Raw genomic sequence first — 16,887 nt, 5'->3', positions numbered from 1 at the left:
AGGAGCCTGAAATGAGTTTGCGATCTTTTACGCTGCACGATCTCATCAACCGCAACGCGCGGTTGTACAGATCGAACACCGCTCTGGTGTTCGGCAATCAGCGGATCACGCACGCCCAGTACGCCGGGCGCACAGCGCGCCTGGCAGCCGGTCTGGCGGACGCAGGCGTGGGCCAGGGTGACCGGCTGGCGATACTGGCCCCCAACTGCCTGGAATACGTCGATCTGTTCGGCGCCGCAGCCCAGTTGGGCGCGATCGTGGTGCCGATCAACTGGCGGCTGTCGGCCGAGGAGGTCGCCTATGTCATCGAGGACGTGGCACCGCGGGTGCTGATCGTGGCCGATGAATTCCAGGCCCTGCTGCCGCAGCGCGGTTTGGACGACACGCTGCGCTACACGCTGGGCGCCGCGCCAGCGCCATGGCAACCCGTCAGTGAGCTGTATCGGGAGTGCGATACGCAGGCGGCGGATCTGCCCGGTCTGGCCGACGACAGCGGTTTGCTCATCATCCACACCGCCGCCGTGGGCGGTCGGCCGCGCGGCGCGCTGCTCTCGCACCGCGGCCTGATTGCCGCCAGCCTGCAGACGCAACTGGCCTGGCACCTGACGCCGACGGACGTCAATCTGGGCGTTTTGCCGCTGTTTCACGTGGCCGCCATCGGCTTCATGCTGGCCACGCAGCAGGCGGGCGGGGCGACGCTGCTGTTGACACGTTTCGATCCGCCCAGTCTGGTCAAACATATCGACGAGGACGGGGGCAGCCTGATCGGCACCTTTCCACCGATGCTGGGTGCCCTGCTGGACGCCGCAGCCGCCCAAGGCTCTTCACTGGCCAGGTTGCGCGTGGTGTCGGGGATCGATGTGCCCGAGACCATCGCGCGCTTGCGCACCACCTGTCCCCAGGCGACCTTCTGGAGTGCCTACGGCCAGACCGAGACCTCGGGCTCGGTCAGCCTGGCGCCATTTGACGAGCGCCCCGGCAGCGCCGGGCGTCCCACCGCGCTGAACATGGTCGCGGTGGTGGACGAACTGGACCGCCCGTTGCCCACAGGCGCCACCGGCGAAATTGTGGTGCGGGGGCCGATGGTGTTCCAGGGCTACTGGCGCTGTGAAGCAGACAACGCCTTCACGCTGCGCAACGGCTGGCACCACACGGGCGACATGGGGCGCGTCGATGCCGAGGGCTACCTCTGGTACAGCGGGCGTTCACCGGCCAAGGAGTTGATCAAGCCGGGGGGCGAGAACGTTTATCCGGCTGAAGTCGAGCGGGTCATTATGGAGCACCCGGCGCTGGCGCAGGTGGTGGTCCTCGGTGTGCCGGACGTTCAGTGGGGCGAGGCGGTCAAGGCTGTCTGCGTGCTGAAGGCGGGGTGCACGCTGAGTGCCGAGGAGTTGATCGAGTTTGTGGGCGGTCGCATCGCACGCTACAAAAAACCCAAGCACGTGGTGTTTGTATCGGCACTCCCCTTGGGCGGTGCCGATAGCATTGACCGCGCGGCCGTCAAGGCCGCGCACGGTGGCGCCTGATGGCCATGTCAGCCCGGTGTGCTCAAACCGCCGTTGACGCTGAGCGTCTGGCCGGTGATGGCATCGGACTCCGGTCCGGCCAAGAACGCCGCCGAGTTGGCGATGTTCTGGCAATGCACTGGAAACAGCATGCGCTTGCGCGGGTTCTCGATCATGCCCGCACCATGGCCGTCTTCGAGCGCTGGCGAGCCCGGACCCCAGCGCGGCTCGGCATCCCAGATGTAGCTCATCGCCACCGCGTTGACGCGAATGCCGTCGCGCCCCTGTTCACGTGCCAGCACGCGGCACATTTGCATCATGCCGCCTGTGGCACCGCCAATGAAAGATTCGCCGACCGTGGCCACGCGGCCCGCGGCGGTACCCACCGCGACGATCTTGCCGCGACCGTGCAGTGCCATGACGCGGGCGGCCGCCTGGATCGCATACACGCGGGTGAGCCAGTGGGCGCGGATGTAGTTGTCGAAGCCGCCGTCGCGCATTTCCTTGAAAAGGCGAAAGAACGGCAAGTCGGCACTGGCATCTGCGCCGCTGGCCACCAGGATGTCAAGGCGACCGTGGCGCTCGGCAACTCGATCCACCATGGCATGAACCGCATCGCTATTGGTCAGGTCGGCTTGTTCAAACGTGGCGCTGTAGCCGTTCGCAGCGATCTCGTTGATCACCGCCTGCCCGGCTTCGGGATTGCGGCCGTTGACGACCACGTGCGCGCCGCGCCGCGCCAACTCCAGCGCTATGGCACGACCGATGAAGGCCGTGGCACCGGTGACGAGGGCGATCTGGCCCTGAAGTGGACCGCCAGTCAAGGGTGCTGGGTTCATCCGCTGTTCTCCGGCGCTGGATACATAAAAACCCGACTTTGTCAAAACAGCGGGACAGGCCGATCGAGGGATTGCCCGCAGAGGACCACTTTCATCCATCACCACCCCCCATCCATCACCGGACTTCAAAATGACCAAGCTGACCGACAGTGCCAAGTCGCATCATTTCAAGACGCACCGGCGCACCATCAGCGAAACCGACATCGTCACCTTCGTCAATGTGGTCGGCTTGCATGAACCATTTTTCATCGACATGGAGTACATCCGGGAGAACATGACCGGATCGCATCGCAGCCGCTTTGCGCCCGGCCCGATGGTCATCTCGCTAGGCATGGGGCTGCTGGCGACTTACGTGGCGGGCATCATCAAGGGCACGCTCAAAGGCCACGAAGTCGGCCCGTTCGGCGGTATGACCGGCGTACAGGCGCGCCTGCGCGGTGCGCTGTTTCCGGGCGACACCATTCATGTCGAAGGGGAGGCCCGGTTGCTCCCCACGACCTCGCGCGGCTACACCCTGATGGAGTTGCAACATTTGGTGATCAATCAGCGTGGCGAGACCATTGCCGACTTCACTGAAACCATTACTTTTTTGCCTGCTGCTCCGGCTCCATGAATTTTGAACTTTCGTGAGTCGTTTGCCTGTGGCAGCCCGTCTACGACTCGCGACGTCAAAGGGCCGGATCAACAGTACAGACCGGGTGGACCGGGATATTCAACACTAGGAAACTTCCAACTATGACAAAACGAGAAGCTGTGATCGTCGGCGTTGCCGACCTGCCACTGAAGGACGGCAAGGTCCTTGCGCCCATGTCGGTCCTGCAGGCCCAGGCGCTGGTCGCCCGCGACGCCTTGAAGGACGCCGGCATCGCCATGCACGAAGTCGATGGGTTGCTGACCGCCGGTATGTGGGGGGTGCCCGGTCCGGGCCAGTTGCCGACCGTGACGCTGTCGGAGTACCTGGGGATTACGCCGCGCTTCGTCGACGGCACCAACATCGGCGGCTCGGCCTTCGAGGCGCATGTGGCGCATGCCGCCACCGCCATCGAGGCTGGCCGCTGCGAGGTGGCGCTGATCACTTACGGTAGCCTGCAGAAGAGCGAGATGAGCCGCAACCTCGCCGGGCGCCCGGCGGTGCTGACCATGCAGTACGAGACGCCTTGGGGCATGCCCACGCCGGTGGGCGGCTATGCGATGGCGGCCAAGCGCCACATGCACGAATATGGCACCACCTCCGAGAACCTGGCCGAGATCGCGGTGGCCACGCGCAAGTGGGCGGCGCTCAATCCGGCGGCCACCATGCGCGAGCCGCTGTCGATCGAGGATGTGCTCCAGAGCACGATGATCTCCGACCCGCTGCACCTGCTCGATATCTGTCTGGTCACCGACGGTGGTGGCGCGTTGGTCATGACCACCGCCGAGCACGCCAAGGCGCTCGGTCGCAAGCCGGTGTTCGTGCGCGGTTACGGCGAATCACACACCCACTGGACCATCGCCGCCATGCCCGACCTAGCGCGCCTGACGGCCGCCGAAGTGGCCGGTCGGGACGCCTTTGCCATGGCGGGCATCCGGCATGACGCCATTGACGTGGTTGAGGTCTATGACTCGTTCACCATCACCGTGCTGCTGACGCTCGAAGCGCTGGGCTTTTGCAAGCGTGGCGAGGGTGGAGCCTTTGTCGCCAACCAGCGCACCGCGCCGGGCGGTGTATTCCCGCTTAACACCAACGGCGGCGGTCTGTCTTACGCACACCCCGGCATGTACGGCATCTTCCTGCTGATCGAGGCGGTGCGCCAGTTGCGCGGTGAATGCGGCCCGCGCCAGATCCAGGACGCCGTGACCGCGCTGGTCCACGGCACCGGCGGCACGCTCTCCAGCGGTGCCACTTGCATTCTCTCCACCCGGTGAACACCATGTACGACAAACCCCTGCCCGTCATCGATGGCGAGAGCCGCTCCTATTGGGACGCCCTGAAACAACATCGCCTGACACTCAAGCGCTGCCATGACTGTGGCAAGCACCATTTCTATCCGCGCGTCCTGTGCCCGCACTGCCATTCCGACGCCGTCGAATGGGTCGATGCGCGCGGCACCGGCACCATTTACAGCTACACCATCGCGCGCCGGCCGGCCGGTCCGGCCTTCAAGGCCGACACCCCCTACGTGGTGGCGGTGATCGACCTCGACGAGGGCGCGCGCATGATGACCAACATCGTCACCGACGATGTGGAGGCGGTGCGCATCGGCCAGCGTGTGACGGTGCAGTACGACGACGTGACCGACGAGGTCACGCTGCCGAAGTTCCGGCTGTTGTAGCGCCGAGGTTTCCCATATGGACTTCACCATCGATCCCGATACCGTGGCGATTGCCGAGGCAGTGCTGCGCTTCGTGGAGCGCGAAGTGCTGCCACTGCAGCAGCGCCACCACGATCTGCTGGGCAGCGAACGCACTTTGTTCGACGCCAGCGGCCGTTATGTGCCCGAGGCGCTGGCGCTGCGCCAGCAGGTGCGCAAGCGCTCCGCGGAACTGGGCTTCTACACCTTGTTCGGCGACGAAAAACTGGGTGGTGGCGGGCAGGGCGCGCAGGTCATGGCCCATGTGCAGGAGAGCCTCAACCACTGCGTGGGTCCGGCCCAGCCGCTGGTGCAGACGGTGGTGCTGCCCTCGCCCTTCACCAACGGTCTGTCGCCTGTGCTGCGGCATCTGAAGCCGGACATCTTCGCGCAGTACCGCGACGACATCGCCAGCGGCGACAAGACCCTGTGTTTTGGTCTGAGCGAGCCCGATGCGGGCTCCGATGTATTCGGCATGCAAACCCGCGCCGTGCGCGACGGTGACGAATGGGTGCTCACCGGCACCAAGCAGTGGATAACCAACTCGCCCTACGCCGATTACGCCATGGTGTTCGCGCTGACCGACCCCGAAGCCGCAGCGCGCCACAAGGGTGGTGTCACCGGTTTCTTCGTCGACACGCGCGCGTCAGGTTTTTCAGTGCCGCGCATCATCAACACCATGGGTCACCTAGGCGGCGACACCGGCGTCATCGTGCTCGACGGCGTGCGTGTGCGCGACGACCACCGGCTCGGCGACGTCGGGCACGGCTTGGCGGTGGCCATGGACGGCGTCAACGCCGGGCGCATGGGCATGGCTGCATCCTGCCTGGGCTTGGCCCGCTGGGCGCTGGACCAGGCGGTGGACTACGCCAAGGTGCGAAAAACCTTTGGCGTGCCCATTGCCGAGCACCAGGCCATCCAGCTCATGCTGGCCGACAGCGCGATGGACATCTACGCTGCCAAGACCATGATTCAGAACTGTGCCTGGCGCCTGGACAGCGGCCGCTCAGCCAACGCACAGGTCAGTATGGTCAAGGCATTTTCGACCGAGATGCTGGGGCGCGTGATGGACCGCAGCATCCAGATCCACGGCGGCATGGGCCTGACCAACGAACTGCGCCTGGAAGAGGGCTACCGCTTCGCCCGCGTGATGCGTATACCCGACGGTACGGGCGAAATCCAGCGCCGCACCGTCGCGCGCCAACTGCTGACTGGACAGGCCGACCTGTAGGCTGTGTGGATCCTCTGCAATGCCCAACCCGGAGGCAGATTGACATGATGAAAAAGAACGAAATGAAGGAACACGAACTGTTTGCGGGAGGCCATCGGCTGGCCGCCACCACCTGGGGTGATGTGGGCAACGGGCAGCCGACCATCGTGATGATGCATGGCGGTCTGGACTGCATCACCACCTGGAAAGACCTGCCTCAGGTGTTGGCCGAAGCCAGCGGCTGGCCGGTGCTGGCCTATGACCGGTATGGTTATGGGCGATCCGAGAGTCTGGTGGGTGGGCGCGAGCCCAGCTACCGGCGTGAAGAGGCTGGGCCGGTGCTTGGCGAGGTGTTGCGCCACTTTGGAATCCACAAGGCGTTGATGTTCGGCCACAGTGATGGAGGAGCCATGTCGGTGCTGGCTGCGGCGGCGCATCCTGAGCTGGTATGCGGCGTTTTTGCCTGCTCGCCAACCATGGCTGTGGATCAGTTCATGGTGGACGCCATGGCCGTCGCGCGGCGCGCGTTTGAGCAAGACGGCTTGCGCGAAAAACTTCGTCGCCACCATGGCGACAACACCGACACCATGTTCTGGGGCTGGTACGAGCCCTGGGCCAGCCCGCAGGCACTTCAATGGGACATGAGCGTCGAGCTTGCCGCAGTGCGTTGTCCGGTCTCCGTGTTGTTCGGCAATGACGATGAATATGGCTGGCGGCCCAGCGCGATTGCATTGTTTCGCCACGGTCTGATGCCGCTTGAAGTGACGGCGCTGCCTGGAGTTGGTCACCATCCGCAGCAGCTGGCCCGTGGGGAGACCAGGAGCATGTTGCAGCGCTTGTTTTGCCGCATTGGGCGCAGCCCTTCCGCGGAGAGCAAAAACGCCGACCAATGAGGGGTATTGCACGTCTCTTTTTTTTCCGCACGCCAGCCTGCCCGCACCAATAAACGCTGTTAGTGTCGATCAGCGCACGCTTGGCGAGCCAGCATGCCTGCCAGCGGCGAGAGGTCGGTCAGTTCGTCGAGCCGTGCCACCAGGTCTATCAGCTCGTCGCACTCGTCAGGTATGAGCACAGACTTGACCAGCAGGCGAAACTTTTCCTCCAGGCGCTGCTGCTGCTCCAGCAGGTCGCTGGCTGGGCGCCCACTGTCGTAGCGTTGGCGCAGCACTGTGCCGCTCTGAGTCTCGATCACCACCTCGCTGAGGGTGAGGTCCGGGCATTGAGGTGCGAGCAAAACCTGCACCCGATCACGCAGCGCCACCACCTCGGGCGCGTATACGGCTTCGTCACTGAACGCGTCCAATCCGGCGGTGTCGACCCCGGCCAGCGCCATCGCTACCGTGTGACGGAGACTGAACTTGGCCTCCAGCCCGGTGCGCGGCTCCGCGATGTTGCATACACCCTCGCAGGCGGAACTGGCACGCACCGTCACGCGGCACACGTCATCAACCCGCAGTGCGTGTTGCAGGCGCAAGTGGCTCGCGGCCTCAATGGCGGCATGTGTGCCATAACAGGCGGCGTGGAACTTGAACAGGTTGTGGCGCAGATGCCAGCCGCCGTTCGGCGTGGCCACCGCAGCTCCCAGCGACGCGGTACCACCGTGCGTGGCGATGAGGCCTTGCGGACATTCAATCGCATCGGCACGGCTGGTGAAGCCGCGTGCGGCCAACTGGGCCGCCTGCAGGCCGTCGGCACTGGCCCGCCCGGCATGCAAGGGTTTGCACATGGTGCCGAACATCGATTTCAGCCCAGCCGCCATGGTGCTGGCGATGCCCAGCGCGGTCGCGGTGTCGTCGGCATCGAGTTGCAGCAAGCGTGCGCAGGCGGCGGCCGCACCGAGCGTGCCTAGCGTGGCTGTGGTGTGGAAGCCGTTGGAATACTGTGCGTCGCCGCACACCAACCCCAACTGGCACATGGTTTCGTAGCCGGCGGCGAAGGCCGTCATGAAGTCGCGTCCGCTGGCGCCGCGCGATTCGGCCAGGGCGAGCAAGGCCGGGATCAGGACCACCGAGGGGTGGCCGGTGCAGGCCATGTTGACGTCGTCATAGTCGAGTGCGTGCGAGGCCGAGCCATTGATCAATGCCGCCTGCCGGCTGGAGGTCGTCATGGCGTGCCCGACGACGGTGGCCTGGGCATGCCCACCCTGTTCACGGGCTTCTTCGGCCAGCATGTGAACCAGTGGCTCGCACGCGCCAGCCAGCGTCACCCCGATCCAGTCGAGCAGGCATTGCCGGACCCGCAGGCGCACGTCCTCCGGGAGATCGGTGTAGCACAGGTCAGCGCAGCGCGCGGCCAGTTCCCGCGTGATGTCAGCGATTTGGATAGCGGACGACGGTGCGGGTTTTCTGGTTGTGGTCATGCTCATTTCAGTGCCCCTTCCAGACCGGTTTGCGCTTTTCCCGGAAAGATTGCGGGCCTTCCAGGGCATCTTCACTGAGGTAGACGGCATCAAACGCTCGGTTGGAGGCGCGCAGCGCGGCGGTGCGGCCCATCTCGGTGGACAGGCGCACCATTTCTTTGGCCGCGCGCACCGTCAGTGGCGCATTGGCCATGAGCCGGGTCGCCAGCTCTTTGGCCCCTTGCAATGCTTGCCCCTTGGGCATCAGGCGGTTGATGTAGCCGAGTTCGTAGGCGCGCTGCGCTGACAGCGGGTCGCCGGTCATCGCGACTTCCATCAGAATGCGCTGCGGCAGCATGTGGATGACCGGCGAGGCCCACGGCATGCCGCGCCCGACCTTGGCCTCCGTGATGGCGAATTTGGCGGTTTGGTCGGCCACGCACAGGTCGCACATCTGCGAGAGCAGCCAACCGCCTGCATAGGCATAGCCCTGCACGGCAGCGATGACGGGCTTGGTGACCTCGATGTTGTCGCCGAGCACGGCGATGAAGCCCGCTGGCGGGATGCGCAGTTGAGTGTCTGCGGCTTCCACCAGGTCCATGCCGGCGCAGAAATTGTCACCGGCGCCGGTGAGGATGGCCACCTGCGCCTGCCCGTCAGCTTCGAAGCGGCGCCAGACCTCAAAAAAGCCTTCGCGCACGGCGCGATTCAGCGCATTGCGGCGCTCGGGCCGGTTGATGGTGATGACGGCAATGCCGTCGTTCACTTCGTAAAGCAGTTCATTGTTCATGGGGGTGTCTCCTTTTGAAGTTTGTGCCTGTTACCGCGAGCGGCGGGTCTGGGGCATTGGTCTGGCTTGATTCGTTGCCACCTCACGCGATTCCGGTCCCGCACGGTAGCCGAGTGCCCCCGAGATGCTTGCGGCGAGTTCCATCACCAGGTGCTGCAGCGCATCGGCGACGGCGCGACCGCGCTCGATCGGCGCGGCGATGATCAGCGCTGCGTTCACGCGCCCGTCAGGTTCGAAGATCGGGGCCGAAAAGCCGGCAACGTCAGGTGTCACTTCTCCGAATGTGACCGCCACCCCTCTCACCCGGGCTTCCTCGATGATCCGCGCCAGTTGCGCCGGGTCGGTGACCGAGTGCTCGGTCATGGCCCGCAGATCGGCCCGGCGCAGGTAGTCACGCCGCCATGCCTCTTCCTGGAACGCGAGCAGCACGCGCCCGGCGGACGAGGCAAACAGCGGCCGTGTCGTGCCGACTGGCACGGCGTATCGAATCGTCCGGGTGCTCTCGAAGATCGGGTTGTAGACGAGCCGATCTGCGGTGCGGTCGATTCTGGCGATCAGGGCGGTCTCGCCGGATCGCGCCACTGCCTCCCGCAGGAAGGGCAGGGCCACAACGTCGAGCGAGCGGGCCGACACCAGAGATGCCCCTAGTGAGAACGCCTCGGGGCCCAGTTCATACAGGTCATTGCTGCGCTGCAGGTAGCCATGCGCCGTGAGGCCGCGCAACAGCGAGAGTACGCTGGTTTTTGGTGCATTCAACGCCAAGCACAACGGGGTCAGGGCCAAGCCAGCAGGGCGGTCGGCCAGTATCCGCAGCAGCCGCAGCACGCGGGTCACGGCCATGGGAGAAGCCTCCGCGCGGGTATTGATGCCTGTGCATTCGCGCAAGCTGGCCGTGGGCATGTTCATAGAATCGAAGCCTCCTTGTGTTCTGATATGGGAACATTTGTTTGGTAATCAGAATATCGTTAGGATGGACGGTCGTCAATCCGGTTTTTCCTCAGCACTCGGCGCTGAGGCAGCCTGGCATCGAGAAATCAGAGGAGACACAGATGACAAGCCAACACAAGCAGGCAGCACCCGCCGGGCCACTCGAGGGCGTGCGGGTGATCGACCTCAGCGCGGTGCTGATGGGGCCCTACGCCACCCAGATCTTTGGCGACCATGGCGCGGACGTGATCAAGATTGAATCCCCTGAGGGCGACTCGACACGCTGGATCGGCCCCGGACGCCATCCCGGCATGGGTCCGCTGTTCCTGCACCTGAACCGCAACAAGCGCAGCGTGGCGCTTGACCTCAAATCGCCGGAGGGCGCGGCTGCGATGCGGCGCCTGATCGAAGGCGCCGATGTCTTCGTGCACAACCTCCGCCCGGCCTCCATCGCCCGGCTCGGGCTGGACTACGAGAGCATCTCGATGATCAATCCACGCATCATCTGGTGCGGCGTGTACGGTTACGGCGAGGACGGTCCCTACGCCGGCCGCCCGGCCTATGACGACCTGATCCAGGGCGCGGTCGGCATCGCCGCCTTACAGCAGCAAAGCGGGGCGAGCGAGCCGCGCTACGTGCCGCTGACGATTGCCGACCGCATGGTCGGCCTGCATGCAGCGCACAGCGTGGCCATGGCGCTGTACGGGCGCGAGCGCAACGGACGCGGCTGCCGTATCGATGTGCCGATGTTCGAAACCATGGCCAGCGTGGTGCTTTCGGACCACCTATATGGGCGCACCTTCGAGCCGCCCAGTGGTGACGCTGGCTACGTGCGGCTGTTGTCGCCCGGGCGCCGGCCATACGAAACCAGCGACGGCTACATCTGCGCGCTGGTATACAACGACGGCCACTGGCAGCGTTTTCTGCATGCCATCGAGCGCGACGATTTGCGGGTCGATCCGCGCTTCGCCGACTTGGCCAGCCGCACCCGCCACATTGACGAGGTGTACGGCTTTCTGGGCCAGACGCTATGCGTGCAAAGCACCGCGCACTGGTTGGAGCTGTTCGAAGACATCGACGTGCCGGCGGTGCCTCTGAACACCGTCGAATCACTGTTGGATGACCCACACTTGGCGGCGGTGGGCTTCTTCCGTCAGGTCGAGCACCCGAGCGAAGGAGCGATGCGTACCTTTGGCGCGCCAGCGCGCTGGGTGGGTTACGACGTCAGCAAGCTGGCGCCCGCGCCGCGATTGGGGGAGCACACCGAATCGGTGCTGCGCGAATGCGGCTTTGATGCAGTTGCGCTGGCGTCCTTGCTGGTCGGTGGCGCAGCGGTTCCACTCCTCGCCGATGCGGAGGTGTCAGAATGAGGCTTCCGGCATCAAACGCGACTCGACTGGTCAGCGCGTTGGGCCCCAATTCCGTGGATGGGCAAATGCATGGATAGCGTTGATGAAGCGGGCTGGAAGATGTTTTTTTGACCATTGATGACCCTGCCCGTATCGCGTTCATCGACATCCACCCCGACCAGAAGGCGCTCAACGCGGTGCAGTTCTCGTGCAACGCCCACGCCTACTACGCCAGTCTGGGTGTGCGCATCTAGCTCCCGCTCATCGACAACGGAGCGGCCTTCCGCTTAAGAGACTTCGCACAGGCCTGCCAAGATTTGGGTATTTGTGACCGATTCCCAGCTCGTGGCGGTCCCAAACCAGCGGCAAGGTCGAGCGCTTCATCCAGTCGGATCTGAGCGAATGGGCCTATGGCTTCGCTTACCAGAACTCCAGCGAGCACACCGCTGCGTCGGACCATTGGAATCACCACCACAACTGGCACCTTGGAGTTGGAGTTGACCCGATTTCGTGACCTGCTCGGCGGTGTGTTCAAACCGGCCAAGCGCGCAACCTATCCAAACAACACCGGTCTTAGAGATCCAGTACCAACAAATTGGAACGACAACCCGACACACAGATCATCATCGACTTGTTGGCTGCTCGCTCTTGCTGTGTCAGGATGCTGTCCCGGTGATCCACCTCGCCAGCCAGAACTTTGGTTTCGCAGGCACCGCAGATCCCCTCCTTGCAGCTGTAGCTAGGAATGATGCCCGCATCCATCATGGCGTCGAGAATGGTCGAACCAGCCGGCACTTGAATGATCCTCTGACTTCGGCGCAGTTCTACGGTGCAGCCATTGGCGTTGAAGGGCGGCGTCCCCACAGGTTCCACGGCGGCGAACCGTTCCAGATGCACGTGGGTGTATCCCAGACCGTCGCACGCCTTCTGGAACGCGTCCAGCATGGGGCCGGGGCCGCAGCCATAGAAATGGGTATCGGCCGGATACGCTGCCAGCAGTGTTGGCAGGTCGGGAGACGCACCGACTTCGTCATCGAAGTGGTACCGCACTTTGAGCTGGCCTGACTCCATCGATTCCAGCACTTGCAAGAACGCAGCATCCCGGCGGGAACGAGCGAAATAGAGCAGCTCGGCAGATCGACCCAGCGAAGCCAGTCGATTGAGCATGCACAGCATAGGTGTGATGCCGATGCCACCTGCAACCAGCACGGACTGCTGAGCACGTTCTTCCATCGGAAAATTGTTGCGAGGCACCGAGATGTCCAGAACATCGCCCACGCGAACCTTCTCGTGGACATACTTCGACCCCCCACGGCTCTGACGATCCTTGAGAACGCCCACCACGTAGCGTTGCTTATCGGTGATCGGGTTCATCAGCGAGTAGCTGCGAACCAAGCCGTTTCCCAGATGAAGGTCGATATGTGAGCCAGCGGCATGAGGTGGGAAGACAGTGTCTGGTGTGGCTGGCCTAAATTCGACACTAACAACGCCGGGGGCTTCAAGCCTCATGTTGTAGACAAGTGCAGAAAGCTTGGATGCTGACATTGCGGAGTTGTAGACAAGAACCTTGGGGAACATGTCCCCAATAGCTACATGATGTGCAAGCCACCGTCGACCATCAGCGTGGTACCGGTGATGAAGGAGGCCTCGCTGGACGCTAGCCACACGATGGGCCAGGCAATCTCTTCCGGCGAGGCCCAGCGCCCGATCAGCGAAGTATCCTTGCGCTCGGTCCTGAGCTGCTCGACGCTCTTGCCCGAGCCCTGCGCGCGGCCGACGTGAAAATCCGTCAGCGTGGAACCGGGGCACACCGCGTTGGCGCGCACGCCGTGCGACGACTCCTCAAACGCGAGGCTGCGCGTGTAGGCCAGTTGCGCGGCCTTGGTCGCGTCGTACAGCGCCATGCCCTTGCGGCCGGTGACCGCGTAACACGACGAGACGTTGACGATGCTGCCCGCGCCCGATTGCCGCAGCGCCGGCAAGGCCGCGGCGCAGTAGTTGGACATGCCCACCAGGTTCACGCCCACCATGGCCTGCCACTCGGCGGGCGTGGCGTCGGCGGCGGCCGAGTAGTTGCGCATGGCGGCGTTGTTTACCAGGATGTCCAGGCCACCGAGCTGCGCGTTGCATTGCTGCACGGCGGCGCGCGCGGCGACCTCGTCGGCCACGTTGGCCGCCACGCACAGCACGCGCGCGCCGGGCAGGGCCTGCACGATGGCTTGGCGGGTGCGCTCCAGCGCCTGGGCGTCGGCATCCACCAGCAGCACGGCCGCGCCTTCGCGACAGAACAGCGTGGCCGCCGCGGCGCCAATGCCGGCACCGCCGCCCGTGATCAGCGCGGTCTTCTCAGCGAGTCGGGGTGCGCTCATGTCGGCTCACTCCGCCTTGGCGCCGGTGTCCTTGATGACCTTGCCCCAGCGCACGATCTCGGTGCCGATCCAGTCGCTGAACTGCTTGGGCGAGCTCGCGACGATTTCGAACTCCATCTCGTGCAGGCGCTTCTGGATGTCGGGCGAGTTGAGAATGCGCACCATCTCCTCGTGGTAGCGGTTGATGATGGCCGGCGGCGTGCCGGCCGGCGCGAGCAGACCGATCCACGAGGTGGCCTCGAAGTCCTTCAGCCCCGACTCGCTGAGAGTCGGGATGTCCGGTGTACTCGGAAAACGTTTCGGGCCGGTGGAGGCCAGCAGCTTGAGACGCCCCTCCTTCACGAAGCCCTGCACGTTGCCGGGCACGAAGAAGCCGGCCTGGATGTTGCCCGCGATCAGATCGGCCACGGCTGGCCCGGCGCCGCGGTAGGGAATGTGCGTCATGCGGAAGTTCGCCCCCGACTTCATCATTTCCATGGTGAGGTGCGAGGCGCTGCCCATGGCCACCGAGCCGTAGGCATACTTGGTCGGGTTGGCCCTGGCCTTGGCGATGAAGTCCTTCACATCGGTGATGCCGGTGGCCGGGTTCACCACCAGGTATTGCGGCGACTTCACCGCCAGCGTGATGGGCGCGAGATCCTTGGTAGGGTCGTACGGCATCTTGTCGAACAGGGTGACGTTGATCGCCAGCGGCCCGTTGTAGCCGATCAGCAGGGTGTGGCCGTCCGGCGCGGCGCGGCTCACCTCGTATGCACCGATGTTGCCCCCCGCACCAGGTTTGTTCTCGACCACAAATGGCTGGCCGAGCGCCTCCTGCAGCTTCGGCCCGATCAGGCGAGCGAGCACGTCGTTGGTGCTGCCGACGATGGGCACGATGATGCGCACCGGCTTGCTGGGCTTCCAGTCGGACGCGCCTTGCGCCCAGGCGGCAGTGGCCGCGCAGGCCGCGAGCGCGACAGCCGCCGCGAGTTTCAGGTGGGTTTTCATAGGTGTCTCCGGTGCTGTCTGTCGTGGGGTGGAAAAGTGAAGTCGCTCAAAGGCTGAAGACCGGTTTTTTCGTCGCGTCGGCGAGCTGCTCGCGTGCCCACGCAACGGGGTCCTGTTCCTTGGGCAGCAGCACTCCGGCGGGGCGCACGTGCTGTGCGCTTGGGTCCAGCGCGGGCGGGGTCTGGCCATCTGCCAAGCCGAGCGCGGCCTCATGCAACATGCGGCGCGCCATCACGATAGCCTTGTCAGTGGGCAGTAGCTTTTCGGCCTCGTGATTCTGGATCGTGCCCATGCTTTCCTGCAGCGAATAGTCCTGCGCGGAGAAGCCGAACACGCCGCTGTAAGAGCGGTCTTCGCGTTGCGCCACGCGGTCCATGCAGTAGTCGTTGTCGCGGTTTTGCTTGGGGATGAAGCTGCCGGGCGCTTCGTATTCGACATGAATGCCCTTACCTTCTTCCATCGCGGTGCGTTCTTCGTCGGTGAGGGGATGGGCAGGCTGCCAGTTGATGCTCCAAGCCCAGCAGCTATGGTCGTCGATCGGCACCCACACATGCCCGCCCAGCGCATGCTCGCCAAACGGCGCGATCAGCGTGAACCAGGGGAACAGCCACTGCGTGATGCGCCAGTAATACGAATCGGGTTCGCCGTTGCGGCGGCCGAACAGACTCAGGCCGAAGGGCGTCTGCTCGATCTCGAACTTCACGTTGCCGTCGGCCTTGATGTAGTCCAGCGCCTTCACTCCCTGGTGCATCGGGTCGGTATCCACCTCGTAGCGGTGCACGTAAGAGACGTGTGCGGTGTCGATGCCGCCTTCCATGGCCTGCAGCCAGTTGCTGTACTGCAGGCGCTTGGAGACATACACATGTTCGGGCGGCAGCGTGCACCACTCCAGCTCGGGCGGTGCGGGCTGCTGATCGGCCGGGCCCATATAGGTCCACACGATGCCACCGCGCTCCACGCAAGGGTAGCCCTTTATGTGCATGCGCGCGCAAGCCTGAGGCGCGGACGGCACGTCCACACATTGCCCCATGCCGTCGAACTTCACGCCGTGGTAGGCGCAGCGGATGCCGTTGTGCTCGTTGCGGCCGAAGTACAGCGACACGCCTCGGTGCGAGCAGAATTCGCCGATCAGGCAAGCCTTGCCATCGCTATTGCGAAAGGCGAGCAGCTTCTCGCCCAGCAGTTGCACGCGCACCTGCGGCCCGTCGGCTTCGGGGATTTCGCTCGATGCCAGTGCCGGCACCCAGTAGCGGCGCATCAGGTTGCCCATGCGCGTGCCGGGACCGACGCGGGTGAGCGCTTCAGACATTTCCTTGTTCATAGACAGGTCTCCAAAATTGATCGGCATGTCCACTGCATGACATTACAGTCCATTTTACGGACCGATTGAGCTCTGTCAAGTTTTGAATAGTCAGTCCATCAAGTGGACTGGTTGGCGGGTACCATGATAGAAGTGCAACCTTGGGTGGAGTTATGGGACCAACTGAAAAACCGGGCGAGAGTGTCCGGGCCGTGGACAGAGCGCTGGAAATCCTCATGGCGTTCACGGCAACCGACCACCAACTGACAGCGGGTGAGCTGCTCAAGCGGGTGGACCTGAGCCGTCCAACCCTGTACAGGCTGTTGCGCACGCTGGAACACAGCGGGTTCATCGTGTCGTCCGGTGATCCTCAGCGCTTCGAATTAGGTCCCTCGGTGGCGCACCTTGCACACGTGTGGAGCTCCAGTCTTGACATAGCGACCCTGGCGCAACCGATGCTGCGCCGCTTGTGGGACCAGACGGGCGAGACTGTTGCCTTGCTTGTTCACCAGGGCAACAGTCGAATCTGTGTGGCCGAATTGCCCAGCGCACAGCCGCTCAGTTTCAAACGCGGCTTGGGCTATCGGGAAGACGTGACGTTGGGCGCTAGCGGGCGTGCCATCCTTGCCCATGTTCCCACACCCGAAAGCTATCTGAACAAGAGCGGAGAAGCCGTCAATGTATCGGCCTATCTCGACAGGCTGCAGCAGATCCGGGAACAGGGGTATGCGATAAGCCGGGACGAATTGATCCAGGGCGCGGTGGCGGTTGCTGTGCCGTTTTTTCTGGGGAACGACAAAGTCATGGGGTCTTTGGCCGTTTTCGGTCCTGGTGTGCGCGTGGACCAAGCGCGTGTCAGCGTATTTGTTACGCTCCTCAAGGAAGAAGCACGGAAACTCTCGCAAGCACTTGGGCAGCGCTAGCTAGCTTCAAGGGGCCGGCC

The 16,887-nt window shown here is 64.0% G+C and carries 17 protein-coding genes; 9 read left to right on the top strand and 8 right to left on the bottom strand.

Features of this window, described 5'->3' with window-relative positions; translation table 11 throughout:
• Window positions 1-11 precede the first annotated feature (11 nt).
• Window positions 12-1,526, top strand: a complete 1,515-nt coding sequence (locus tag AC07ZS_RS00310) for an AMP-binding protein (protein WP_492437719.1) — start codon at window positions 12-14, stop codon at window positions 1,524-1,526.
• A gap of 8 nt (window positions 1,527-1,534) precedes the next feature.
• Here the strand turns inward: AC07ZS_RS00310 and AC07ZS_RS00305 are convergent, their stop codons facing one another.
• Window positions 1,535-2,344 carry an SDR family NAD(P)-dependent oxidoreductase gene (locus AC07ZS_RS00305; RefSeq protein WP_056278154.1) on the bottom strand — a complete coding sequence of 270 codons (810 nt, stop codon included), beginning with the start codon at window positions 2,342-2,344 and terminating at the stop codon, window positions 1,535-1,537.
• Between the two features lie 130 nt (window positions 2,345-2,474).
• Here AC07ZS_RS00305 and AC07ZS_RS00300 point away from each other — a divergent pair, with 130 nt between their 5' ends.
• The 5 genes from AC07ZS_RS00300 (at window position 2,475) to AC07ZS_RS00280 (ending at window position 6,777) form a co-directional block, all read left to right on the top strand.
• Entirely contained in the window at window positions 2,475-2,957 is a 483-nt protein-coding gene (locus AC07ZS_RS00300) for a MaoC family dehydratase (protein WP_056278151.1), read from the top strand.
• A gap of 122 nt (window positions 2,958-3,079) precedes the next feature.
• Window positions 3,080-4,249: an acetyl-CoA acetyltransferase gene (locus AC07ZS_RS00295; protein WP_056278147.1), complete on the top strand. Its 1,170-nt coding sequence runs from the start codon at window positions 3,080-3,082 to the stop codon at window positions 4,247-4,249.
• 5 nt (window positions 4,250-4,254) lie between these two features.
• A complete protein-coding gene (locus AC07ZS_RS00290; RefSeq protein ID WP_034694630.1) occupies window positions 4,255-4,656 on the top strand; it encodes a Zn-ribbon domain-containing OB-fold protein in 402 nt (133 codons plus the stop codon).
• A 16-nt stretch (window positions 4,657-4,672) separates the two neighbouring features.
• Window positions 4,673-5,905, top strand: a complete 1,233-nt coding sequence (locus tag AC07ZS_RS00285; RefSeq protein WP_056278144.1) for an acyl-CoA dehydrogenase family protein — start codon at window positions 4,673-4,675, stop codon at window positions 5,903-5,905.
• Between the two features lie 44 nt (window positions 5,906-5,949).
• Window positions 5,950-6,777, top strand: a complete 828-nt coding sequence (locus AC07ZS_RS00280) for an alpha/beta fold hydrolase (RefSeq protein ID WP_082586005.1) — start codon at window positions 5,950-5,952, stop codon at window positions 6,775-6,777.
• Between the two features lie 59 nt (window positions 6,778-6,836).
• Here AC07ZS_RS00280 and AC07ZS_RS00275 read toward each other — a convergent pair whose 3' ends face one another.
• From AC07ZS_RS00275 to AC07ZS_RS00265, 3 genes are read right to left on the bottom strand one after another with little or no spacing between them, the layout of a single operon-like run.
• The gene (locus AC07ZS_RS00275; protein ID WP_179190209.1) at window positions 6,837-8,249 is read right to left on the bottom strand and encodes an MmgE/PrpD family protein; all 1,413 of its coding nucleotides are present in this window, start codon (window positions 8,247-8,249) and stop codon (window positions 6,837-6,839) included.
• A 1-nt stretch (window position 8,250) separates the two neighbouring features.
• Window positions 8,251-9,012 (bottom strand): enoyl-CoA hydratase-related protein, encoded by a 762-nt coding sequence (locus AC07ZS_RS00270; protein ID WP_492437724.1) that lies wholly within the window; start codon window positions 9,010-9,012, stop codon window positions 8,251-8,253.
• A 30-nt stretch (window positions 9,013-9,042) separates the two neighbouring features.
• A complete protein-coding gene (locus AC07ZS_RS00265) occupies window positions 9,043-9,852 on the bottom strand; it encodes an IclR family transcriptional regulator (protein WP_056272261.1) in 810 nt (269 codons plus the stop codon).
• Between the two features lie 209 nt (window positions 9,853-10,061).
• Here AC07ZS_RS00265 and AC07ZS_RS00260 point away from each other — a divergent pair, with 209 nt between their 5' ends.
• Complete coding sequence (locus AC07ZS_RS00260) at window positions 10,062-11,309, top strand: CaiB/BaiF CoA transferase family protein (protein WP_069047275.1); 1,248 nt, start codon at window positions 10,062-10,064, stop codon at window positions 11,307-11,309.
• Window positions 11,310-11,416: 107 nt separating this feature from the next.
• On the top strand, window positions 11,417-11,542 hold the full coding sequence (locus tag AC07ZS_RS00255; RefSeq protein ID WP_256926968.1) for a hypothetical protein: 126 nt from the start codon (window positions 11,417-11,419) through the stop codon (window positions 11,540-11,542).
• Window positions 11,543-11,861: 319 nt separating this feature from the next.
• Here AC07ZS_RS00255 and AC07ZS_RS00250 read toward each other — a convergent pair whose 3' ends face one another.
• Genes AC07ZS_RS00250 through AC07ZS_RS00235 form a run of 4 tightly spaced genes read right to left on the bottom strand, consistent with a single transcriptional unit; the run spans window position 11,862 to window position 15,965 of the window.
• Entirely contained in the window at window positions 11,862-12,833 is a 972-nt protein-coding gene (locus AC07ZS_RS00250) for a PDR/VanB family oxidoreductase (protein WP_492437751.1), read from the bottom strand.
• Between the two features lie 44 nt (window positions 12,834-12,877).
• The gene (locus AC07ZS_RS00245) at window positions 12,878-13,657 is read right to left on the bottom strand and encodes an SDR family NAD(P)-dependent oxidoreductase (protein ID WP_056272130.1); all 780 of its coding nucleotides are present in this window, start codon (window positions 13,655-13,657) and stop codon (window positions 12,878-12,880) included.
• 6 nt (window positions 13,658-13,663) lie between these two features.
• Window positions 13,664-14,644, bottom strand: coding sequence for a Bug family tripartite tricarboxylate transporter substrate binding protein (locus tag AC07ZS_RS00240; RefSeq protein ID WP_069047274.1), 981 nt, complete (start codon window positions 14,642-14,644; stop codon window positions 13,664-13,666).
• A 46-nt stretch (window positions 14,645-14,690) separates the two neighbouring features.
• Complete coding sequence (locus AC07ZS_RS00235) at window positions 14,691-15,965, bottom strand: aromatic ring-hydroxylating oxygenase subunit alpha (protein ID WP_056272119.1); 1,275 nt, start codon at window positions 15,963-15,965, stop codon at window positions 14,691-14,693.
• 152 nt (window positions 15,966-16,117) lie between these two features.
• Between AC07ZS_RS00235 and AC07ZS_RS00230 the strand changes: the two genes are divergently transcribed.
• Window positions 16,118-16,867: an IclR family transcriptional regulator gene (locus AC07ZS_RS00230; RefSeq protein WP_056272116.1), complete on the top strand. Its 750-nt coding sequence runs from the start codon at window positions 16,118-16,120 to the stop codon at window positions 16,865-16,867.
• Window positions 16,868-16,887 lie beyond the last annotated feature (20 nt).

It is taken from the genome of Hydrogenophaga sp. GW456-12-10-14-TSB4 (assembly GCF_059424305.1).
Note: the sequence above shows the minus strand (reverse complement) of the source record. Positions and strands in the feature narration are given on the sequence as shown.